The sequence below is a fragment of the Francisella sp. AG1 genome (assembly GCF_057683165.1).
Genome location: NZ_CM173135.1, coordinates 518,260 through 540,934, shown reverse-complemented (window position 1 = coordinate 540,934; position 22,675 = coordinate 518,260). Strand labels below are relative to the sequence as shown.

Genomic DNA, 22,675 nt, shown 5'->3' with positions numbered 1-22,675 from the left:
TTAAAGGAATAATTTATGACTAAAGTATTATGTAAAAAATATAATGAAGAATTAGATGCTATACCATTTCAACCACTGCCTGGTGAGTTTGGTAAAAAGATACTAGCAGAAATTTCTAATCAAGCATGGCAAGCTTGGTTATCTCATCAAACGATACTAATAAATGAATATAGATTAAATCTAATGGACCCTAAAGCAAAAACATTCCTTCAAGAAGAGATGCAAAAATTTTTATTTGAGAATAAAGAAGAAAAACCAGAGCAATTTAACGAAACTAAATAAAATACTTATTTTACTTTTTTATAAATATAGCGAGGGTTTATAGTATCAGCTAAAAGCTTATTCTCAAAATCAATCCTAACTAAAATACCTAATGTATAACACATAATAAGTAAGCTACTGCCTCCATAACTTATTAGTGGTAGAGTTAATCCTTTAGTTGGAAGTAACCCAGTATTTACACCAATATTCACAAAAACCTGAAAACCTAACCAAAACCCTATACCATATGACAAAAATGCTTGATAATAACGCTTAAGCTCAAAAGCTAGTTTTGCTATACTTATTGCTCTAAAAACTATAAATAAATAAACTATAAGCAAAATCATAAGACCTATAACACCAATCTCTTCGGCAATTACAGAGGTAATAAAATCTGTATGTGCCTCTGGTAAGAAAAATTGTTTTTGAACTCCGTTACCAAGCCCATCGCCAAACCAACCGCCTCGACCAAAACCTATAAGGGCTTGGACTAGCTGATAACCTGATCCATTTGCATTCTCCCACGGGTGTAGAAAACCGGTTATCCTATGCATACGATACGGCGATATAATAACCAACATTGTGGCCATCATAATCATAGCCCCAAGCAGTAATCCATACCATCTCACTTTATTGCCTGATACAAATAGCATGCCCATAACACATATAGAGATCACAACCGTTGAGCCAAAATCTGGTTGCATAAGTAAAAGTATAGCTATACAACCCAATAAAGTTACAGGAGTAAGTATTCCTTCTTTAAACTCACCCATTTTTTTTAAATTAGTTGCTATATAACCTGAGAAAAATATAATTGCCAAAAGTTTTGCTAATTCAGCTACTTGAACATTAATAATTAAAAGAGGTATCCAACGCCTTGCGCCATTAACGCTTTTTCCGACTCCTGGCACTAAAACAGCGACTAGCACTAACAACATTATAAAAAAAATAGCATTATAATTTTTCTCATAATTTTTAGTTGGGACCAATAAGGCCAATAAAAATAAAAAAATAGAAATAATCGCAAAAAAACCTTGCCTAATTGAATAAAAATAAGCGTTATTATAATCATCTAAAGCAACTATCATCGATGCAGATGTAACCATAACCCACCCGAAAGTAAGCAATCCTAACATAATGAAAACTATAGAAATATCGATCTCAAGCTTAGCTCTAACACGTTCTTTTTTTACATTTTGACCACTCAATAGTAGCTTTAATCTATATAACACTTTTTTTCCTAACTTCTCATCGTTAACTGACTTACCAATTGCTCAAATGCCTCACCTCTCTCAACATAGCCGTCAAACTCATCAAAGCTTGCACATGCTGGTGATAGCAATATGATTTCACTAGGTTTTGCTCTTTGATTAGCCTGATCAAAAGCTTGACTCATATTATCACATAGTTGATATGAGCAAAAATCGCGAATATAACCTTCTATATACTCTTTATCTCTTCCATAAATATATATGTATTTAACATACTTACATAATGATTTTATCATCAAACTAAAATCACCGCCTTTTGCTATACCACCTACCATTAATATAATATTTTTAGTATTAGTAATACTATTTATAGCAGCAATTGTTGCTCCTACATTTGTTCCTTTTGAGTCATTAATATAGGTTATTTCATTAACTTTATTCACAATCTTACAACGATGATCAAGGCCTTTAAAATTTTTAATAGCATCAATAGATTTTGTAACATCTATACCCAGTCTATCTAATACATTTAAAACTACAATAATATTTTCTAAATTATGCACTCCAAATAAATTAGTCTCTTTAATATCTAATAACTTTATAGTATTACGAAAAATACTTCCTCGTACTATCTCGTACTCTCCTGCATATTTTATGCCATTATTATGAACATCATAAACAAAAAAATCTTTACTAAAGCTTGCTAAATTTAATTTTGCTTGTTTATATTGTTCAAAACTTAAATATCTATCTAAGTGATCTGGAGATACATTAATTATACATCCTAAATCAAAATCAACTGAATTTAATAGATCTATCTGAAAACTAGAAAGCTCTACAACACAAAAATCAAATTTCTCATTTATCTTATTTAAGATTGGAATACCAATATTACCAACCAATATGCTCTTATATCCAAGCTCTTTAAGGACAAAATCCAACATTGTTACAACTGTACTTTTACCATTAGAGCCAGTTATTGCTATCATTTTAACCTTAGTATCTTTGATATATTCATAAAACACATCAATATCACTAATTATTTTATTTTTATACTTAGACAACTTTCTATATGGAGATATATTTAGAGGAATCCCAGGACTTACTACAATAAGATCGTAGCTGTCTAAATTAAAATTCAAAAACTCATCATTATCTTGAGATATATCAATCCTTAGGCCAACAAAATCAGCTAAAAAATTACAAATAGACTGACCAGTTGCTCCATAACCAACCATAAGCAAACTCGATATCTTTTTATCATTAAAGTGAAAGCTAAACATTATCTAACCTTGATAGCTATTAAACCAATTAAAAAAAGCATTAGTGATACTATCCAAAAACGAACGACAACTTTTGTTTCAGGCCAGCCTTTTAACTCAAAATGATGGTGAATTGGTGCCATTCTAAACATTCTCTTGCCATTCCTAAGCTTGTAAGAACCCACCTGCAGCATAACTGATAATGCTTCAACAACGAATAGTAGTCCCATTATAAAAAATATCAACTCTTGGCGTATCATCACTGCTATAACTCCAAGTACCGCACCCAAAGTCAAAGAACCAACATCTCCCATAAACACCTCTGCAGGATGAGAATTAAACCATAAAAAAGCCAAACCTGAGCCACATAGTGCCGCACAAAAAACTGCTACCTCAGCTAAACCATGGTTACCTAAATAATTAAATAAAAGATAGTTGGCTAAATTACTATTTGTCTCGATATATGCATAGATCCCTAACCCTGCAGCTACTAAAACTACAGGAACTATAGCCAAACCATCTAAGCCATCGGTAAGATTAACAGCATTACTGCTACCATTGATAATAAAAAAAGTAAGAATTGTAAATAATCCTATCCCCATAGGGATATATAATCTTTTTGAAAATGGTATTGATAGATTCATTTGCCCATTTCTTGATAAGAAATAAAACAAAACCAATGCTAAAACAATTGAAAATATAGATTGCAATGCAAATTTGTGCTTAGCTCTAAGACCTTTTGGATGCTTAAGAACCAATTTCAAATAATCATCAAAAAAACCAATAGCCCCAAAAAATATTACAACTAAAATTAATATCCATAAGTATAAACTTGTTAAATCCCCCCATAATAACGAAGATACAACCACTGATAATAATATTAAAACACCACCCATAGTAGGTGTATTTTTCTTAGAAAAATGACTTTTAGGTCCATCATCTCTTACTACTTGACCTATTTGCATTTTTTGCAGCCATCTTATCATTGGCCCCCCAAGAAATAAGGTCATCAACAAAGACGTAATAGAAATCATCATTATTCTTACTGACACATAGTTACTAAATACCTCAACGCCAGTGAAATACTGCCCCAACCATTTAAAAAAATAAATTAACATAAAGCTTACAAACTTAAATAAATTGAGTTTATTATAGTAAATAAAGAGTGATTTTTATAGAGTCAAAGCCGAACTTAAACGTCAGGTTCAAATTTTTTATATTTCAAAGCAAATTCATCATCCTCAAACTGCTCATAGTTTCTTATAAATGCTTTTGCTAATGATTTATATTGTTTCTTATACTCAGTACTATCATCCCAAATATTATTTAAATGAAACACTTCATCATTATCATAGATAGATGTTAAAGCTTTAAAATTAAAATACTTTTGCCTTGCAAATTTAAAGTTAGCACTCTCCGGCTTATTTAATAAATATTCAACTATACTCTTAGTTTCTTCAACTGGAACACGTCTGCCTGTCTTATAATCACCATCTATCCAACCAACATTTACCATATAGATTTTAGCATCACTATGTTTTAAACGTTGACGTAAAATATTTGCATACCTAGTAGGCTTAAGTAATAAAAATGGCTGTGCATAACAACTAGAAAATTCAGGCTTAGGCTCAGTAACACCAGCCTCAACTCCTGTAGAAGTAGAAGTATACCCTGATAGAAAATAATATATTGCTTGGCCTTTGCTTAATTTGGCAACTCTAGGTAAAACACCTTTTGCATCTTTTGCAAGAAAAATAATAGTTTTAGGATCATCAGTATTTATAACATTATCAAAATTTTCTCTAGGAAAAGTTAAATAAGTATTGTTTTGTAAACGATCTTTCTTGCCAAAGAGAATGTTTCCTTCTTCATCAAAATTTGGATTTTCTATTAAAAGGTTATCTTCTAAAGCCTTTGCAACTCGTGAATGATCTCTCTTAAAACTAGCAGATTTGATTGTTAAGCCCGACTCTAAACTATAAACACCTCGCATCTCTGTCCAAGCAACAGCTTCATTAGCAACCAGGCTCTTATTTTGATTTAATGCCAATGTTGTTTTACCACTTCCTGACAAGCCAAAAAACATACTGCTTTGAGCCTCTGAGTCAACGCCAACCGAACAATAAAACACCCCAGTATCATTTAGTGATAGATAGTAACTCATCACCGATAGAAGAACTTTATTAATCTCAGCCAAATACAGTGTGCCTACTAATATACTCTCTCGTTGCTTTAAATTTGTGGCTATAACTTTCGAGGAATTAAGTCCAAACTCAGGATATTTATCAATCTTTGTTTCTGGAGAATGCATAATTACCCACTGAGGATCAAATGTTTTGTATTCTGACTCACTTGGAACTATTGAAATAAGCTTAAAAAAATAAGCTGCAGAAGCTTCTGTAGTTATGAGCCTAACAGCAATTCTACGTTTTTCATCTTGGTTATAAAAACCATTAACGACATATAAGTCTTTTTTCGAAACATCATTACAAAGCTTTTGCTTAATTAGCTTCCAATCACTCCTTTTAAGTCTTTTATTATCTGAACCAGTCTCACTCCACCAAACATTTTTTTTAGCATATTTTGTTTCAACAATGTACTTATCATCAGGAAGCCTTCCTTTGATCTCTCCACTATCTACTATCAATGTTTTGCCATCATGGCGAACAAAACTACTACTCTGTTCAGCATAATTTGCTAAAGTCTCTAAAGATAAATTTCGAAATACATTTTTACTAGTATATAAATATTTACTATCATCAACTGTTGATGAATCCATTAAAAATTCCTTAGCTTAGGAAGCAGTTAGGTTTAGACTAAAAATTATATCCAGTATATACTTTTTTTTCAAAAAATTATGTTATTGTTTTTCTAATAAAGTAAACTATTAATAAATTATATTAAATCAACTATTTTTATTAAAAAACTATGACTAATGAAACTAAATCAAATAAAACAAATTTCATAAAGAATATTATTAGGAAAGATCTCGGAACTAAAAAAGTTTCTAACATCCTAACACGTTTTCCTCCTGAACCTAACGGCTACTTACATATTGGACACGCAAAATCAATATGTTTAAATTTCGGAATTGCCAAAGAATTTGATGGGAAATGTAATTTACGTTTTGATGATACAAATCCAGATAAAGAAGATATAGAGTATATTAATGCTATTCAAGAAGACGTCCAATGGCTTGGGTTCAAATGGGAAAATGAGCCTCACTTTGCTTCAGAATATTTTGATAAAATGTATCAATTAGCTATTTTACTTATTAAAAAAGGACAAGCATACATATGTGATTTATCTGCTGAAGAAGTAAAAGAATATCGTGGCACATTAAAGCAACATGGCAAAAATAGTCCATTTAGGGAACGCTCTATAGAAGAAAACTTAAAACTTTTTGTAGCGATGAAGAATGGTGAATTTCCAGAAGGAAGTAAAACACTGCGAGCAAAAATCGATATGTCTTCGGGAAATATCAATTTAAGAGATCCTGCACTTTATAGGATAAAATTTTCACACCACCCTAAAACTGGTGACAAATGGTGCATATATCCAATGTATACTTTTGCTCATCCTTTAGAAGATGCTATCGAAGAAATTACTCATTCACTTTGCACCCTTGAATTTCAAGATCAAAGAGCTTTCTACGACTGGTTAGTCAACGAAACAGAGTTTGAAGCTAAGCCTCAGCAAATTGAATTTTCTAGACTTAATTTAAACTACACTATTACAAGTAAAAGAAAGTTAAAGTATTTAGTTGATAATAATCTTGTAAATGGTTGGGATGATCCCCGTATGCCAACTGTTAAAGGATATCGTAGAAGAGGATACACACCCTACTCCATTCGCAATTTTTGTGAGACTGTTGGAATATCAAAACAAGACTCAATCATTGATGTTTCAGTTTTAGAAGAATCAATCAGAAATGATTTAAATAAAAATGTGCTGCGAAAAAATGCTGTTCTAAACCCTGTAAAAGTCACTATTTCTGAAATGCCAGCTCACAAACTAAATGTACCAAACCACCCTCAAAATCCTGATTTTGGTCGCCGTGATATCACAATATCTTCCGATATATATATAGATAGTGATGATTTTGTTTTTGAACTTGAAAACGGTATGAAAAAATTAAGTCCCAATGGTAGAGTACGTTTGATAAACGGTTATGTAATACAATGTCACGAAGTAATTACTAGTCCTAATAGTGATGAAGTAATTGAATTAAAATGCTCATACTTACCGGAAACATTAGGTGGCAAAAAGCCTAACGATGGAATTAAACCTAATGGTATTATTCACTGGGTTGATGCAAATAACTGCTTAGATGCAGAAATTAGAATTTATGATAGGTTATTTAATCATGAAAATCCTGCAATTTTTGATAATCTTGACGAAGTTTTAAATCCTAATTCACTACAAATTGTTAAAAATGCAAAAGTTGAAAAATCATTAGAAGATATTTCACCTGAAGATAGTTTTCAATTTAATAGAATTGGCTATTTTATAGCTGATATAAAAGATTGCTCAAAAGATAAACTTGTATTTAATAGAACAGTAACACTTAGAAATACTTGAGAAGTACAAAAACAATTAATTGACAGTATTTAAATCTCATATATAATAATTCAAATTGTTTCTTAGCAAGAAAAACAATTTATAGTTAATCTGATAATATTGTGCTAAAGACGTGAGTAATAGCATCAGATAAATTATCAAAAGAATTATTTACTTTTCTTAAAATTCTTTTAAAATTGGCCCAAATTTTTTCTATAGGATTTAAATCAGGAGAATAAGCAGGAAGGTATAGTATCTGTATATCAAACTTCTCTGCTATTTTAGCCAATTTAGGAGACTTATGAAAACTAGCATTATCCATAACAACAGTAGTCTTTGGAATTAACTCAGGACATAAATGCTCTTCAAACCACTGATTAAGAATTTGAGTATCTGTATATCCAGTATACTCTAGCGGTGCTATAATCTTCTTTTCTAAATAGTTATAACCAGCAACTATACTTTTTCTCTGAGTTTGATAAGCAATAACTTCACCATAGCTAGGTTTACCAACAAGAGACCATCCTCTTAGTACAGACTGTTTATTATCCATACCCATTTCATCTAAATATACAAGTTTGTTAGGTTCAATAGTCTCAACAACCTCTATAAAACTTTGCCTATCTTGTTCTTTTCTTTGCTTATATTTAGGTGTCTTTTTTTAAAACTAAAACCAAGTCTGGTAAGACAATCATAAAATGTGCTTCTAGGTATTTCAGGAGCTAATGCTTCTCTAATATCTAAAGCCATTGCATCTGGATATGTTCTTAAGTAGCTTTCTATCGCTTCCTTATCTGTAAAGGTTGCTACTCTACCGCAACCCCAAGCCTTGCTTAGATTTATAATCACCAGTTGTCTCGTATAAGTTTATCCAAGATCTAGTAGTACGGATATCTATATTAAAAAAATTACTTAGCTCTTTGTCTGTTAGGCCTTCTTTATATTTAGTTATTACGATACCTCTGAAATCTTGGCTATATGATGACATTTTTTCTAAATATTATAACATTATTGTCAAATAACTATCGGATTAACTATATTAATACAGGTAAGACTACATCATGTAAAGACACCTACAATCCTAACCAACTTAAAAATATATCTGCAAGTAACCAATTTAATGGTTTAACAATTGAAATTGATTCACATAATGATGGAACACCTACTTGTAGTATAGTGTATAGCTACATCCCTTCTAATGTAATATGACTATCACTAACTCTTAGGAATATTTTAAACTATATTTTATAACTCTGTAAAAACTTCTTGCTCAGGTAATCTCTATTTTGGAAGATTTGCATTAAAATCTTGGTCTGAATTATATCCAACTGTTACAACTAAGGAAGTCATATAGCCTTTTTCTTTCAAACTAAATTGTTCATCAACTATGTGAGCTTCTATTCCCTCCATTGGTGTAGCATTTAGACCAAGAGCTGCTATACCTAGCAAGGTATTGCCAAGGTTTATATAAACCTGCTTTTCCATCCAATGAAGTAAATCTTTAAGCTCATATTTATGTAATTCTATAAATTTCTTACGCACCAGTCCTTGCATCTCTTCAAATTCTAAATTTGGAAAACGGCCATCCTTTTTTTCTTGTAAAAGAAGTTTTTGTAAATATCCTTCTTCAACATCAGTTTTGATACAAAGTACTATAACAAGAGATGAATTTTTAATATTAGCAACATTTTTTGCATGAATATTTTCAGCTGATTTGGCTATCTTAGCTTTTGCCTCTTCTGAGGTAGCTAATATAAAATGCCAAGGTTGTGAATTAACACTAGAAGGTGCAAACCTAAGCAAATCTTTTATCTGTTGAATTTGACCTTTAGTTAACTTTTTAGATGAATCATATGCTTTACTTGTAAAGCGATTTTTTGCATAATTAGCTATATCAATAGACATTGATAGTCTCTACTTATTAAGTAGATAGTAATTATAATAGAGGATCAATAATAAGTATATAATATATTTTTAACTATAATTTCTATTAACAAACTTTCTAATAACTAAGATACTTAATGAAACCAACACAGCAATTAAAATAAAGGCATCCATACCATCCGCCATATTTATTTTAGCTAGTTCAATATCATTATTTGGTATATAGAAAAAACTAGCAACAAACCCTCCTAATTTACCTCCTATACCCAACGTAATTAACCATATACCCATATACAAAGCGACAAATCCTCTAGGAGCAATCTTTGTAACTAAAGACAAACCTATAGCTGAAATACATAATTCAGATATACCAATCAAAAAATAGCCAATAATAAATGCAAACGGTGAAACTTTAATAGCTCCTGGTGTCATATATATAAACACTTCTATAACTATAAAACTAACAATCATAATCACAAATGCCATATTAAATTTATCTATATCATTTATCATCAAGCTTTTTTTACTTAAATATATCCATAACTTACCCATAATCACTGCAAACAATAAAATTGTAATAGAAACAACACTTAAAAGTTGACTAGAATTCAATAAATATTGTTTAACAGCATATTGAGTAAATAATAATAAGCTTATAAACATTTGAAAATACAAGGACCAATATACTACTGATAGGCTAAAGAATATAAAAGCTATAAACACTCTAATAAAGTTACTTTTTCTAATAGAAATAAACAAAATTACTAGAGATATTAAAACTGAACCTAGTACAGAAAAATTAGCTACTTTTGGGAACTGAAAAATATAAAAAAGTAATATTACATACAAAAATAAAACCAGACTTACTCTACATATCACTGAAAACGTTACTTTAATATCTAATAAATGCTTATCTATAACCTTATAACCAACTGATAATAGAATAAACATAGCAAAGTTTACAGCTAGACTACTATAAAATGCTGCGGCATAGCCAAAATGATCTTTAATTGACATTGCTAGAAGTAAACCTAAAAAACCACCTAGGTTAATCCCCATATAAAATATATTAAAACCAAAATCTCTTCTTGGATTGCCAAATGAAGAACGATCATAAAACCTGCCTATAAAAGCAGCCATATTAGATTTAATTAGACCGCTACTTATACATATAAAACTTAAACCTAGACATAATCCATTTTGACTTGTAGTCGACCCTAAGAGAAAAAAACCTAATAGCATTAGAGCAGATCCCAACAAACCTGATCTAAAATAGCCTAATAACCTCTCTGCAACATATCCTCCAACAATAGCTGATATATATATCATAGCCAATGTTGTCCCTACTAATGAAGTTGAGAATTCTTGAGAGATTCCAAACTTTTCGATAAGGAAAAAGATCAACAGTGACTGGACTACATAATAACCATACCTTTCTGCAAACTCTGCTAATGAGGTTATTATTAAAACTTTTTTTTCTTCTACAGCATCATGAATATCACGTTTGTAAGTTTTCATAAATCATTTTATAATTTAGATTAAGCTATCAGAAATAATAGCATATAAGGCTTCATAATAAAAAGAACATAAAAGTCAAAGGTTAAGCACCAAAAATTTACTCAAGCTCTAATAATTCTTCCCATAATGTAAATTTTTCTTCAAGCTCAGAATTTAACGAATCTAATTGGGATTGAATTTTTTCCTGTTCTTCTTGCGATTTTTGATAAAAAGCTAACTCACTCATTTGCCCTTGTATAACAGAAATACCATTTTCTAATTTTTCTAACTGATTTGGTAAATTACGAAGCAGTTTGCGTTGTTCATAACTTAGCTTAGCTTTAGATTCTTCAAGTTTTGGCTTAGCTACTATGTTTGAATGTTTCTGGGCTTGTTTACGCTGAGCTAACCAATCATTATAACCACCTACATATTCATCTAATGAATTATTATCAAAAACTATTGTATTAGTTGCAACATTATCTATAAATTCACGATCATGACTAACTATAATTATTGTACCTTGGTAGTTTATAAGCATTTCCTCGAGTATTTCTAAGGTTTCAATATCAAGGTCATTAGTAGGCTCATCCAATACTATAACATTGCTAGGTTTAGATAATATTTTTGCTAAAAGTAGGCGGTTTTTTTCGCCTCCTGATAAATGTGTAATAGGTGAATGCAATCTCTCAGGTGTAAATAAAAATTTTTGCAAATACGTAATTACATGTATTTCTTTATCATCTATATTTATAAAGTCAGAACCTTCCTTAACATTATCAATGATACTTAAACTTTCATCCAATTGGTCTCTTAACTGATCAAAATAAGCTATTTTTATATTGTCAGCAAGGATAATATCTCCTTTAGTTGGCTTTTGTGTACCAAGCAAACAATTTAAAAGAGTAGTTTTACCACAACCGTTTTTACCGATAATTGCTATTTTATCTCCCGCATGAATTTCAGTAGAAAAATTTTGAAATAAATATTGATTAGAATACTCAAAACCAACATTCTCTGCTTGAATAACTTTTCTCGATGACTTCTGTGACTGAGCCACTTTAATATCAGCTTTGCCTATATTCTGACGTCTTTGTTTGCGTTCATATCTCATCTGCTCTAATGCTCTAACACGACCTTCATTTCGTGTCCGACGAGCTTTAACACCTTGACGTATCCACACTTCTTCTTGCGCCAATTTCTTATCAAAGTCGCTATTAGCTTTACTTTGAGCTTCTAGTATTTGCTCCTTTTTTTCAATAAATTTTGTATAATTGCCATCAAAAGAATATAGGTGACCTCTATCTAGCTCAATTATACTTTTTGCTACATTATTTAAAAACTTCCTATCATGAGTAATAAAGATAATTGCACCACTAAAATCAGCTAAGAATATTTCTAACCATTTTATTGAATCTATATCAAGGTGATTGGTTGGCTCATCTAAAAGTAATAAATCTGGCTTATTTATTAAGGCTCTAGCTAAAATAACTCTTCTTTTCATACCTCCAGATAGATCTTTAAATTGAACATTCGGATCTAAATCTAGTTTTGATGCTAAGATTTCAGCATCATTAAGCTTCACCCAGCCATGGTTATTATCAATATATTTATGTATTTCTTCCAAATCAGAAGATTCAGGACTAGATTCTAAAATTTGTTGATAAGCTATTAAATGCTCGCCTAATTGTCCCAAGCCTTGAAGTATAACATCTGTAATACATCCATCAATATCATTAGGAACTTCCTGAACCATACTAGCAACCATAGCATTATTATGGAGTATAACTTCACCACTATCTGGGATAACTTGTTTTTCAATGATTTTCAACAATGATGACTTACCAGTTCCATTACGACCTATAAGACAGATCCTTTGACCTTTTGAGATTTCTAGATTAACATTGTCAAGAACAATTTGTGTTCCAAAATTTAAACTTATATTTTTAAGGGATATCAGCTGCATAAAAGAAAAATAATCAAATTTATTTAGTAGAGCTTATTGTACCCTTTCACGCAAGATTTTAATAGAAAATACAAAAATAATAGCTGCAATAAAATACATCACCCCACCAAACAAAATTGGTGAGCTTGGAGATATAGAGGACAGATGTCCCATCATAATATCATTTAAAAACCATGCAAGCCCAAAACCAGCACCAGCAGCACCCATAGCTTTACCTTGCTCCTTATCTGTAACAGCAGCAGATATCATTGACAAAAGAGCTGTATAAGCAATTAACTGAGCAGTTGATACAACTATTGCTAAAATCCATTGTGCCATTTCATTAGATAAAAATGAAACTAAAGCAAAACCTATACCACAAATCACAGTAGCTCTTACAAATGCTTTCTGATTAGATACTTTTGCAAACACCCTTGGCTGAATGAATATACTTGCCAAGGCTGTTGATAAGCCCATAAGTGCATAAAAAAGGCCTGTCATAGAGATACTATAGTTGTAAACCAAATTCAAAAACAATGCTATACCTTGACCATAAAATCCCCACGCGCATTGTACCAGCAAATATACAACGCCTACCAATCTTACACGCTTATCAGATAATAAAAATGAAATAGTCTTATATATAGTGCCAAGTTGGATAATTAAACCAGGGTTTTTAGGTAAATCTTTTTTCATTATTATTGAGATAAAAATAATATTTATAACTGCTAAGCATGCAGCAAATATAAAAGGTAATGTATAGCTAATATTCATCGTTGAAACAAAGCTAGTTACTATCGGACCTACAACAAATCCTAAGGATGCCGCCATTGTAATATATCCTAAGTTTCTAGACTTATCCTCCTCTGTAGATATATCTATAACAGCTGCTTGAGCAATTTCAAATGCCCCACCAGCTAAGCCACAGATAAACCTACTTGCGACAAAGAGTAAATAATTATGAGAATAAATAGCATATGCTGATAAAAAATATGATACACACGTCACAAAAAGAGCTGTAATTAGAATAACCTTCCGTCCATACTTATCGGATAGCTCACCTATAATTGGACAACCTATCATCAAACCTAAAGGCCAACATGCAAGAGCTATTGAGTAATACCAATTTTGAAAATTACCACCAGGGTCTCCAAATGTAATACATGATTGACCAAAAAATAATGATGGCATTATAGGAAAAACTAAACCAGCACCCATAATATCTATTACAATAGTTGTAATAAGAACCATTATTAAAATATTTTTTGAATGCAAATTCATACTTCTAAAACCTCAAAATTATAAGACTATATAAAACAAAGAAATTGAGGTTCTATACTACCTTAATGGCTGTTTTTTATCAATATTTAGATATTTGCAAAATATAGTTATATTCAAGAGATAGTTTATTTAATGCATCTAAGAACATTTTTATATAAAAAATAAAACTTTCATCTTTATCATTTAATACCTCAACATCACTAAGTAAAGGCAATATATGTTTCTCAAAACGTAATAATTCCTGATAACTAATTCTCTTACGCTTTTTAATATCATTTGAAATATCATTTAAAGATTTCATAATATGTCTTTTAAATTCTATAAAAGCTGGCTCCTTATCAAGACTTGCAATAACTTGAACATCTAGAGAAGCCTCAATATATTCATATGTAACAATCATATATCTATATAGCCTACGGATATAAAGACTCATTTTTTCAAACTCACGTACATTTTTTGCTGACTTCTCATACTTCAATTCTTTTATTAAAGTTAGATGCCTAGCAAATTCATTAAAAATATTCTCTCTAAGTTTTCGATGTGAATGATTTCTTTCAATAAAAAGAATATCAAAAAAATCATGAATCTGCTGAATCGTCTTAGCATAACTCTGCTTTAACCTTGTTTCTGCTCTTATAGGAAAAATAAATCTATTAACAATCAAAGATATTGTTATGCCTAGAGATATTTCTACCGCTCTATATATAGCTGTTTGTAGACTTGGATGCTGATTTAATATAATAATTATGAGTGTAATACCAGCTAAAGTACCTGCATAACTGTATTTTGAAGCACCTGCAAAATATACAGCTAAGAATACAAAAGGAAGAACTAATATTAACTGATAAGTAATATCTTTAATAAAAATAACTATAAGTATTGCAATACTTGCTCCAATTATTGTCCCCAAAAATCTCATAAGAGCTTTATCTAATGCTCCTCCTATATTAGGCTGAGTAGACATCACTACTAGAACAGTAATTACCATCCAAAGATACATCCTTTGAATATTAAAGATATCTCCTAGCAAATTTCCTAAGATATACGCAATAGCAACTGCAACACTTGCTTTAAAAGCATTTATAGCTGCATACTTATTGCTATTAAAAAAAGCAATTTGCATAAATAATTAAGCTCCTACTAATTAGTTCTTCTTTGTCTAACTGCCTCATACAATGTTATTCCCGTTGCTACAGAGACATTTAAACTTGAGACCTCTCCCAGCATTGGCAACTTAGCTAAAAAATCACAGCTAGCCTTTGTACGCTGGCGCATACCTGAGCCTTCAGCACCAGCTACTATAGCTATTGAATCTTTAAGGTTCATATCATACAAACTATCACTTACTTCTCCTGCTAAGCCTATCACCCAGACACCTAGCTTTTTAAGCTTCTCTATTACTCTTGCAAGATTTGTAACCACAACAATATTAGTATGCTCAGCAGCTCCACACGCAACCTTTCTTACAGTTGAATTAATAGGAGAACTATTATCTTTTGGAACAATTATAAAATCAATTCCAGCAGAATGGGCACTTCGAATACATGCTCCGAAATTATGTGGGTCCTGAACATTATCAAGTATTAAAATAAATGCTTCTTTTTGAGTTGAAATTAAACTTTCAATATCATTTTCTGAATAAGTTTTAAAATCCACTATCTCTAAAGCAAAAATACTTTGATGATTCACACCTTTCTTTATCCTAAAAGGAAGATCTTTAACATTTTCCACATGGTTAACTTTGATATCTTGAGCTACTGCAAAGCTTTCAATAGCTGATATTTTAGGGTTTAAATTTAGTTTTTTTAAAATAAAAACTTCCTTAGCCTTACCTGCTTTGATTAAGCTATCAACAGCATGTATACCATATACCAAATTACTCATTTATTCTCCAAAATTTTAATCAATCTTTCTCTTAAGCCATCAAAAGATCCATTACTCATCATCACTAACTCAACATTCTGATGGCTTAATATTATATTTTTTACTTCTTGTTCAAACATATCAACGGATTCCAAATAACATACACTACGATTTGTTAATAAAAGTTTTTTTGCATCCCACTTTAGAAGCTTATGATTATATAATAATGTCTTATCAGCCACGACTAAAGATAAGGGTAAATTATCCTTATTATCCCCTTGACGCATCGTATTTGAACGTGGATCAACTATTGCTACTATATATGCTTGTGGATTCCTATTGCGTACAGCCTCAAGTGTTAATCTTATAGATGTGGGATGGTGAGCAAAATCATCATACAACCTAACTGCTGGTGATTTATATAAAACTTCCAACCTTCTTTTAACACCTTTGAAGTTTCCTAGAGCCTGCCCAATAATATCATTTGCAATACCTATCTGCTTTGCGACAGCATAAGCACTTAAAGCATTCATAGCATTATGCTCACCAATCAAACCCCAATCTATATGCACCTTATCATTTTTATTTTTCAATTCAAAGCTTGAGTAATCAGATTTACAATTACGTATATAATAATCATCTTTACTATTAGTTTTAATTTTATCTGACCAACATCCCATCTGAATAATATTTTTAACATGCTGATCTCTAATATTATAAATAACTTTTGCCTTTGATGGCATCCTTCTTAAAAGTTGATGAAATTGCCAATAAATAGCCTCAATATCTTTAAAAATATCTGCATGATCAAATTCAATATTATTTATTACAAAAATATCTGGCGCATAGTGAATAAATTTCGAACGTTTATCAAAAAAGGCCGTGTCATACTCATCTGCCTCAATAACAAAATACTCAGAATTAGTATAACGAGATGAGACTTCTAAATCAGTACTTATTCCTCCAACTAAAAAACTAGGGTTTAGTCCAGCCTGTTCAAGTATTTGTATAGTCATTGTAGTTGTAGTCGTTTTACCATGTGTCCCAGCAATAGCTATCACTTTCTTATCTTTCAAAATATTTTCATAAAGCCACTCTGGTCCTGAAAAATAATCATAGTTATTATCAAGGATATATTCTACTATATCCATCCCTCTTCTCATCACATTACCAACAACTATTTCATCCGGTTGACTCTCAAGCTGAGATATATCAAACCCTTGAACAATCTTTATACCTTTACTTTCAAGATATGTACTCATTGGTGGATATACATTTTGATCAGAACCAGTAACTTTATAGCCTTTTTGTTTTGCTAGAACTGCAAGAGAACCCATAAAAGTCCCACAAATCCCTAATATATGAATATGTTTCGACATTATTTAACTATGATGTGATATTTACATTTATTATATCAATATAATCCACATCCTAGTATAGCTATTGGTATTTATAGATAATTTCTTTATAATTTACTAAACTAAATTATTTTTTCATAAAAAATGTTCTTAGATTTCGCCCTAAAAAATAAAGTACTTAAATTTGGAGAATTCACTCTAAAATCAGGTCGTATTAGTCCATATTTTTTTAATGCTGGCCTATTTAATACCGGTAGACAACTAGCCACTTTAGCTGATTATTATGCAAAAGCCATTAAGGATAGTAATATTAAATATGATGTCTTATTTGGACCAGCATACAAGGGCATACCTCTTGTGGCAGCTATTTCAACAATACTAGCTACTAAATATAATATTGATATGCCTTATGCTTTTGATCGTAAAGAGGCAAAAGACCATGGCGAAGGTGGTATTTTTGTCGGTGCTGATATGACAAATAAAAGTGTGCTCCTGATTGATGATGTAATGACTGCAGGGACTGCTTTTTTTGAATCAAAAACAAAATTAGAAACTATAAATGCTAAAATATCTGGTGTTATGCTTTCTATTGACCGTCAAGAAAAAGCCAAAGATAGCAATATTTCTGCAACTAAAAAAATCTCTCAAGATTATAATATTCCCGTGATTGCTGTGACGAATTTTGAAAGCATATTTGAATACGTCAAAATGAATCTTGATGAAGTAATGATTAATAAATTCCAACAATACCGTCAGAAATATGGCTCATAATAAAAATATTTATATAATTGCAGATTTACATCTAAATGCCAATCACGTAGAAATGGCAGAGCTTTTTAAAAAGTTTTTGGAAAAAATCACATCATCACAAAATAAACTATTTATTTTAGGTGATTTCTTTGATTACTGGATTGGTGATAATCATAGAGATACTTTTTATCATACGATTACTGCTTGGTTAAAAGTAGCAACAGATAATGGTTTAGAAATACTCTTTATGCATGGTAACCGTGATTTTTTAATTAGCAAAAAATTTGCTAAACAAAGTGGTGTAACGATACTTAAAGACCCATTTTATTTGAAAATTGCTGATAAAAAAATTGTGCTTTCACATGGTGATTTATACTGTACTGATGATACAAGTTATCAAAGGTATCGCAAATGGATTGCTTATAACAAACCATTAAGATTCATTTTTAAAAAACTACCTTTATTTTTGAGAGAATATACCGCTAAAAATGTCAGAAGCCATAGCTATGTCAAAAATCGTAAGCACCCAAATATTGATGTCTCCTCTAAAGGCATAGAAAAATACCGTAACAACTGTAATATCGTAATTCACGGTCACACTCACAAAATGGCTATTCATATCACAGACAACTACACTCGTTATGTCCTAGGTGACTGGTTTAAAAATGGTAATTGCCTAAAAATTTCCAAAACTGGTCAAATCACACAATATACGCATATTCTAAAAAATCTAATTAATTTAAGTAGCTAATAACTATTTTAATAATAAATATAAAAGTGCTTTCTGTACATATTTTCTATTTAAACTTTGCTGAAAAATTACAGAACAATCAGCATCTGGTAAAGTAGCACTTACCTCTTTACCTCTTAACATAGGCATACAATGCATAAAAACCGCATCATTATTAGCATATAACATGAGTTCTTCATTTACCTGATACCCTTTAAAAGAACTCTCATCCGTAGGCTCAAAACCCATACTAGCCCACACATCAGTATATACAGCATCACTGCCTATCACTGCATCTTTAGGGTTTGCAAAACTTTTTACTAAGCTTTTATTCTTTAACTGATCTAATATTCTAGAGCTAGGCTCATGACCTTTAGGGCATGCATAGTTAATTTTTATGCCCAATGTATTGGCTATAATCATTAGGCTATAAAGTATATTATTAGCATCTCCTAAATAAGTAACTGTCAAAGACTCTAGATTTCCAAATTTTTCTTTTAATGTTAATAAATCTGCTAAAGTTTGACATGGATGATATAAGTCAGTTAGAGCATTTATAATTGGTACTGTAGAATAATTTGCCATTTCACTTAAATCACTATCATTGAATGTTCTAATTACAACTGCTGAACAATAATTCTGTAAAACTCTTATAAAATCTTTCGGCTCTTCTTGTTTTCTTGTGGTGGATACACTCTCGATCACATTCCCACCCATCTCTGTAATAGCTGCTGAGAAACTAAAACGTGTTCTAAGAGAAGGTTTATCAAAAACTAAGGCTATTATTTTATCAGCTAGAGCTTTCTTATATCCTTCAGGGTTTAGTTTCATATTTTCCGCTGTAGAGATAATGTTTGCAAAATCATTACTTGTTAGCTCAGCTCCAGATAACAAGTTATTAAAAGATAAACTATTTGAATCCATATACATATCAAAATCTACAAGTTGTTCCATAATTGCCCTCTCCCCCTTTTATAAATTTATTTAATAAAATTTCCTCTTGATTTCCATTTAATATCGCAATATTTTTCTTTGAGCAATTTAAAAAACTCTTCACTGAATTTAATTTAATTTCCATACCTCCAACAACAGTCTTATTCGCAGTAAGTTCTTCAATATCTTTCGTGACTAAATTTGTTATTAATTTTCCATCCTTATCTAACACTCCCTCCTGATCTGTTAGATAAACAAGCTCATCAACATCACATACTATTGCAATTTCTGATGCAACATTATCAGCATTAACATTTACAGACTCGTAAGTATCAGTAAGACTGATAGTCGAAACTATTGGTACCAAACCTTGAGCTAATATTTTTAAAATAATATTTGGATTAATTTCTTTAATAAAACCTACATAACCATATTTATTTTTGTCAATAAAACCAGAAGTTAGTAGATTACTATCCTCTCCAGAAATACCAACACCTTCCAAATTAATGCTACTAAAAGTTTTAGTAATCTTTTTATTGACCATATACAAAGCCATTTGAATCAGCTCCATATGCTCTTTTGGAGTGACTCTTAAACCTTTTATAAAACTGGTTTTTATATTGTGTTGATGTAAAGTTTTAGTAATAAACTTCCCTCCACCATGGACTAAAATCACTTCAGCACCTTCGTCTTTTAGCTTTCTTACATCGCTACATAGATTTTTCATTATCTGATTATCTTCAAGCACTGAGCCACCTAGTTTAATCAATATTCTTTTATTGCTTAATTTTTTCATGATAAATACTCCGCATTAATGTTTACATACTGCTCAGTTAGATCACAACCCCACGCGACTGCATGCTTATTGCCTTGTGAAAATTTAATATCAATTCCTATTGTATCTTCTTTCATTAACTCTTGAAGATTTGATAAATCATCAGAAACTGGTAAGCCTTGAGCAAATATTTTTTCTCCTTGTATATAGATTTCACAACTTGATAAAGTTATCTCATCTATTTCAACCTCTCCTATTTTGGCTAAAATTCTGCCCCAATTTGGAGATTGTCCATATATTGCTGTTTTAACTAATGGACTAGAAATAATTTTTTTAGCTAATTCTTTAGCTATTATTTGATCATCTAAACCATTTACTTTAGCTTCTATTAGTTTAGTTGCTCCCTCACCATCTCTAGCAATACTTTTAGCCAAAACAACTGTTATTTCATATAATGCTTGTTTAAATATTTCTATATCACCCTCAGATGAAAGATTTACCCCACTAGCGCCATTAGCTAACATAAACACACAATCATTAGTTGACATATCACCATCGACAGAGATCATATTAAAACTATTATCAGTTGCATCTTTTAATATTTGTTGAGCTAAATTAAGATCCATATCCACATCTGTTAAAAAATATCCTAACATAGTCGCCATATTAGGATTAATCATCCCAGAGCCCTTACAAATACCAGTAATTGTGATTTCACCACCTGATAATTTTACTTTCTTATGTATTGATTTTGGTAATAAATCAGTTGTCAAAATTGATAATGCAAACTTATCTGCAATATTTGATAAACTTGTTGTAAGTCTTGGAATCGCAGCTGTTATCTTATCAATAGGCATTTGCTGTCCTATAACACCTGTTGAAGCTATCAGAACTTGTTCAGGCAAACATTTAAGCTCCTGAGCCAGAGTATCAACTATTTGTTTATTATGCTTAACTCCAACATCTCCAGTTGCTGCGTTTGCTTGACCACTATTAGTAATAATAGCTTTAATATTATCAGCTGGCAAAAGCTCCATACAATAACGTACAGGAGCAGCTTTATATTTATTTTTTGTAAATACTCCGACTGCTTTAGCCTCTTTTTCTAATATTATAGCTCCTAAATCTGGACGATAAAGCCTTATCCCACTATTGATACCACCTGCTAAAAATCCTTTTGGTAATTTAGTTCTAAATAAACTCTCCATCGTCGTCTCCTTTTCTATAACCCTGTATCTACAGGTAAACCATAATAATTATTTAAATTCTCAAGTGCTTGAGTCGCTGCACCTTTTAATAAATTATCTATACATGCAAAGATTATAATTTTATTACCTTTAATTAAAAAACCTAGCTGAGTATTTGGTGTATTAACAACATCTTTAATAGATAAAAATGATAATAGCTTATCTCCACTTTGTTCAGCTATATCTATAAATTTAAATAATGGATAGTTACTATATTCATTATCATAAGCGTCATAAACCGCCTTTTTAATATCATCACTATTTGAGCTATCCTTACTAAAATTAAGATCTGCATAAATAGACATCGAAATTCCTGAATGAACCGGTAACATACTTGTATTAAAGATAAATTCATCTTCTTTTACATTAAAATCTGCTAAATATTTTAATATTTCTGGAATATGCTGATGTTTTCCAATCTTATATGGATAAAAATTATTAAGCATTTCTGTAAACATTAGTTCCGATTTAGGTGTCTTACCCGCTCCGGAAACTCCAGATTTTGCATCTATAATGATACTATCTGATTTAATTAAATTATTTTTTAATAATGGAATAATTGACAATAAGGCACACGTAGCGTAGCAACCCGGATTAGCTATTAGTTTATCTTTATCAGAAAAATTAACATATGGTGATAAGCCATATTTAGCACCATTATCTAAATCAGAAATAGAATGTGTTAAGCCATACCATTTAGTTAAACCTTCTTTTTTTAACCTAAAAGCTCCACTTAAATCCAAGATTTTAGTATTTATATTTTTCTCATTTATTTTATTTACTATTTCTATAGAAATATCTGCGGGTGTAGCTAATAATAAAAAATCTACATTAAACTCCTCATTACACAAATCTCCTAAAAAATATGTATATTCATCTTTTGTTTGAGATACTACACCTAAACTTCCAACCAATTCAAAATTAGGATGATTATTTATCAACGTTTTTAGGAGTTGGCCTGTATAACCATTCATTCCAGCTATGCAAATTCTTTTTTTCATACAGTTTTTTTATAATTATTTTTAAATACAATAACATAACTATTCATATTTGTGAATAATTATTCAATAATAATGCATATCTAGTATATAATAAATCATAAAATAGAATTAAGAGTC

Annotated in this window: 20 protein-coding genes and 1 pseudogene; 5 read left to right on the top strand and 16 right to left on the bottom strand. The window is 30.7% G+C overall.

The annotated features are described in order from the left end of the window. Positions 1 to 15 precede the first annotated feature (15 nt). Complete coding sequence (locus ACR0PV_RS02685; RefSeq protein WP_488173470.1) at positions 16 to 282, top strand: oxidative damage protection protein; 267 nt, start codon at positions 16 to 18, stop codon at positions 280 to 282. Positions 283 to 287: 5 nt separating this feature from the next. Here ACR0PV_RS02685 and ftsW read toward each other — a convergent pair whose 3' ends face one another. The 4 genes from ftsW to ACR0PV_RS02665 all read right to left on the bottom strand — a co-directional run bounded on the left by ftsW (position 288) and on the right by ACR0PV_RS02665 (position 5,513). Beyond that, positions 288 to 1,493, bottom strand: a complete 1,206-nt coding sequence (gene ftsW, locus ACR0PV_RS02680; RefSeq protein WP_488173469.1) for a putative lipid II flippase FtsW — start codon at positions 1,491 to 1,493, stop codon at positions 288 to 290. A gap of 8 nt (positions 1,494 to 1,501) precedes the next feature. Continuing rightward, the gene (gene murD, locus ACR0PV_RS02675) at positions 1,502 to 2,755 is read right to left on the bottom strand and encodes a UDP-N-acetylmuramoyl-L-alanine--D-glutamate ligase (RefSeq protein ID WP_488173468.1); all 1,254 of its coding nucleotides are present in this window, start codon (positions 2,753 to 2,755) and stop codon (positions 1,502 to 1,504) included. Next, on the bottom strand, positions 2,755 to 3,852 hold the full coding sequence (gene mraY / locus ACR0PV_RS02670) for a phospho-N-acetylmuramoyl-pentapeptide-transferase (RefSeq protein WP_488173467.1): 1,098 nt from the start codon (positions 3,850 to 3,852) through the stop codon (positions 2,755 to 2,757). The genes murD and mraY overlap by 1 nt, the downstream gene beginning before the upstream one ends. Positions 3,853 to 3,926: 74 nt before the next feature. Continuing rightward, a complete protein-coding gene (locus ACR0PV_RS02665; protein WP_488173466.1) occupies positions 3,927 to 5,513 on the bottom strand; it encodes a phosphoenolpyruvate carboxykinase (ATP) in 1,587 nt (528 codons plus the stop codon). A gap of 149 nt (positions 5,514 to 5,662) precedes the next feature. Between ACR0PV_RS02665 and ACR0PV_RS02660 the strand changes: the two genes are divergently transcribed. Beyond that, positions 5,663 to 7,315 carry a glutamine--tRNA ligase/YqeY domain fusion protein gene (locus ACR0PV_RS02660; protein WP_488173465.1) on the top strand — a complete coding sequence of 551 codons (1,653 nt, stop codon included), beginning with the start codon at positions 5,663 to 5,665 and terminating at the stop codon, positions 7,313 to 7,315. A gap of 85 nt (positions 7,316 to 7,400) precedes the next feature. Here ACR0PV_RS02660 and ACR0PV_RS02655 read toward each other — a convergent pair. Further along, positions 7,401 to 8,282 (bottom strand): annotated as a pseudogene (locus ACR0PV_RS02655) (IS630 family transposase). Here ACR0PV_RS02655 and ACR0PV_RS02650 point away from each other — a divergent pair. Further along, positions 8,273 to 8,503 carry a hypothetical protein gene (locus ACR0PV_RS02650; RefSeq protein WP_488173464.1) on the top strand — a complete coding sequence of 77 codons (231 nt, stop codon included), beginning with the start codon at positions 8,273 to 8,275 and terminating at the stop codon, positions 8,501 to 8,503. The pseudogene ACR0PV_RS02655 and the gene ACR0PV_RS02650 sit on opposite strands and share 10 nt — an antisense overlap. A gap of 72 nt (positions 8,504 to 8,575) precedes the next feature. On the opposite strand, the gene nfsB is transcribed toward ACR0PV_RS02650, so the two are convergent. The 7 genes from nfsB to mpl form a co-directional block, all read right to left on the bottom strand. Next, entirely contained in the window at positions 8,576 to 9,193 is a 618-nt protein-coding gene (nfsB, locus tag ACR0PV_RS02645; protein WP_488173942.1) for an oxygen-insensitive NAD(P)H nitroreductase, read from the bottom strand. 75 nt (positions 9,194 to 9,268) lie between these two features. Next, positions 9,269 to 10,696 carry a peptide MFS transporter gene (locus ACR0PV_RS02640; protein ID WP_488173463.1) on the bottom strand — a complete coding sequence of 476 codons (1,428 nt, stop codon included), beginning with the start codon at positions 10,694 to 10,696 and terminating at the stop codon, positions 9,269 to 9,271. Between the two features lie 97 nt (positions 10,697 to 10,793). Then, the gene (locus ACR0PV_RS02635; protein ID WP_488173462.1) at positions 10,794 to 12,641 is read right to left on the bottom strand and encodes an ATP-binding cassette domain-containing protein; all 1,848 of its coding nucleotides are present in this window, start codon (positions 12,639 to 12,641) and stop codon (positions 10,794 to 10,796) included. Between the two features lie 33 nt (positions 12,642 to 12,674). Further along, positions 12,675 to 13,901 carry an MFS transporter gene (locus ACR0PV_RS02630; RefSeq protein ID WP_488173461.1) on the bottom strand — a complete coding sequence of 409 codons (1,227 nt, stop codon included), beginning with the start codon at positions 13,899 to 13,901 and terminating at the stop codon, positions 12,675 to 12,677. Between the two features lie 79 nt (positions 13,902 to 13,980). Beyond that, positions 13,981 to 15,024, bottom strand: coding sequence for an FUSC family protein (locus ACR0PV_RS02625; RefSeq protein WP_488173460.1), 1,044 nt, complete (start codon positions 15,022 to 15,024; stop codon positions 13,981 to 13,983). A gap of 17 nt (positions 15,025 to 15,041) precedes the next feature. Beyond that, positions 15,042 to 15,785 (bottom strand): 23S rRNA (guanosine(2251)-2'-O)-methyltransferase RlmB, encoded by a 744-nt coding sequence (gene rlmB / locus ACR0PV_RS02620; protein ID WP_488173459.1) that lies wholly within the window; start codon positions 15,783 to 15,785, stop codon positions 15,042 to 15,044. Continuing rightward, positions 15,782 to 17,143: a UDP-N-acetylmuramate:L-alanyl-gamma-D-glutamyl-meso-diaminopimelate ligase gene (gene mpl / locus ACR0PV_RS02615; protein ID WP_488173458.1), complete on the bottom strand. Its 1,362-nt coding sequence runs from the start codon at positions 17,141 to 17,143 to the stop codon at positions 15,782 to 15,784. Before mpl ends, rlmB begins: the two co-directional genes overlap by 4 nt. Positions 17,144 to 17,266: 123 nt before the next feature. On the opposite strand from mpl, the gene pyrE reads away from it, so the two are divergent. After that, positions 17,267 to 17,893 carry an orotate phosphoribosyltransferase gene (pyrE, locus tag ACR0PV_RS02610; protein WP_488173457.1) on the top strand — a complete coding sequence of 209 codons (627 nt, stop codon included), beginning with the start codon at positions 17,267 to 17,269 and terminating at the stop codon, positions 17,891 to 17,893. Then, positions 17,883 to 18,623 carry a UDP-2,3-diacylglucosamine diphosphatase gene (locus ACR0PV_RS02605; protein ID WP_488173456.1) on the top strand — a complete coding sequence of 247 codons (741 nt, stop codon included), beginning with the start codon at positions 17,883 to 17,885 and terminating at the stop codon, positions 18,621 to 18,623. Before pyrE ends, ACR0PV_RS02605 begins: the two co-directional genes overlap by 11 nt. Before the next feature lie 3 nt (positions 18,624 to 18,626). Here the strand turns inward: ACR0PV_RS02605 and argF are convergent, their stop codons facing one another. Genes argF through argC form a run of 4 tightly spaced genes read right to left on the bottom strand, consistent with a single transcriptional unit; the run spans position 18,627 to position 22,558 of the window. After that, complete coding sequence (gene argF / locus ACR0PV_RS02600) at positions 18,627 to 19,556, bottom strand: ornithine carbamoyltransferase (RefSeq protein WP_488173455.1); 930 nt, start codon at positions 19,554 to 19,556, stop codon at positions 18,627 to 18,629. Continuing rightward, entirely contained in the window at positions 19,534 to 20,331 is a 798-nt protein-coding gene (gene argB, locus ACR0PV_RS02595) for an acetylglutamate kinase (protein WP_488173454.1), read from the bottom strand. The genes argF and argB overlap by 23 nt, the downstream gene beginning before the upstream one ends. Next, the gene (gene argJ / locus ACR0PV_RS02590) at positions 20,328 to 21,518 is read right to left on the bottom strand and encodes a bifunctional glutamate N-acetyltransferase/amino-acid acetyltransferase ArgJ (protein WP_488173453.1); all 1,191 of its coding nucleotides are present in this window, start codon (positions 21,516 to 21,518) and stop codon (positions 20,328 to 20,330) included. Before argJ ends, argB begins: the two co-directional genes overlap by 4 nt. Positions 21,519 to 21,532: 14 nt before the next feature. Further along, positions 21,533 to 22,558: an N-acetyl-gamma-glutamyl-phosphate reductase gene (argC, locus tag ACR0PV_RS02585; RefSeq protein ID WP_488173452.1), complete on the bottom strand. Its 1,026-nt coding sequence runs from the start codon at positions 22,556 to 22,558 to the stop codon at positions 21,533 to 21,535. Positions 22,559 to 22,675 lie beyond the last annotated feature (117 nt).

Coding starts and splice junctions, on each gene's coding strand:
- argF (WP_488173455.1), bottom strand. CDS start 19,556: ATGGAACAACTTGTAGATTTTGATATGTATATGGATTCAAATAGTTTA.
- ACR0PV_RS02635 (WP_488173462.1), bottom strand. CDS start 12,641: ATGCAGCTGATATCCCTTAAAAATATAAGTTTAAATTTTGGAACACAA.
- rlmB (WP_488173459.1), bottom strand. CDS start 15,785: ATGAGTAATTTGGTATATGGTATACATGCTGTTGATAGCTTAATCAAA.
- ACR0PV_RS02685 (WP_488173470.1), top strand. CDS start 16: ATGACTAAAGTATTATGTAAAAAATATAATGAAGAATTAGATGCTATA.
- ACR0PV_RS02640 (WP_488173463.1), bottom strand. CDS start 10,696: ATGAAAACTTACAAACGTGATATTCATGATGCTGTAGAAGAAAAAAAA.
- ACR0PV_RS02650 (WP_488173464.1), top strand. CDS start 8,273: ATGATGACATTTTTTCTAAATATTATAACATTATTGTCAAATAACTAT.
- argC (WP_488173452.1), bottom strand. CDS start 22,558: ATGAAAAAAAGAATTTGCATAGCTGGAATGAATGGTTATACAGGCCAA.
- ACR0PV_RS02605 (WP_488173456.1), top strand. CDS start 17,883: ATGGCTCATAATAAAAATATTTATATAATTGCAGATTTACATCTAAAT.
- murD (WP_488173468.1), bottom strand. CDS start 2,755: ATGTTTAGCTTTCACTTTAATGATAAAAAGATATCGAGTTTGCTTATG.
- ACR0PV_RS02625 (WP_488173460.1), bottom strand. CDS start 15,024: ATGCAAATTGCTTTTTTTAATAGCAATAAGTATGCAGCTATAAATGCT.
- pyrE (WP_488173457.1), top strand. CDS start 17,267: ATGTTCTTAGATTTCGCCCTAAAAAATAAAGTACTTAAATTTGGAGAA.
- ACR0PV_RS02630 (WP_488173461.1), bottom strand. CDS start 13,901: ATGAATTTGCATTCAAAAAATATTTTAATAATGGTTCTTATTACAACT.
- mpl (WP_488173458.1), bottom strand. CDS start 17,143: ATGTCGAAACATATTCATATATTAGGGATTTGTGGGACTTTTATGGGT.
- argJ (WP_488173453.1), bottom strand. CDS start 21,518: ATGGAGAGTTTATTTAGAACTAAATTACCAAAAGGATTTTTAGCAGGT.
- mraY (WP_488173467.1), bottom strand. CDS start 3,852: ATGTTAATTTATTTTTTTAAATGGTTGGGGCAGTATTTCACTGGCGTT.
- ACR0PV_RS02665 (WP_488173466.1), bottom strand. CDS start 5,513: ATGGATTCATCAACAGTTGATGATAGTAAATATTTATATACTAGTAAA.
- ACR0PV_RS02660 (WP_488173465.1), top strand. CDS start 5,663: ATGACTAATGAAACTAAATCAAATAAAACAAATTTCATAAAGAATATT.
- argB (WP_488173454.1), bottom strand. CDS start 20,331: ATGAAAAAATTAAGCAATAAAAGAATATTGATTAAACTAGGTGGCTCA.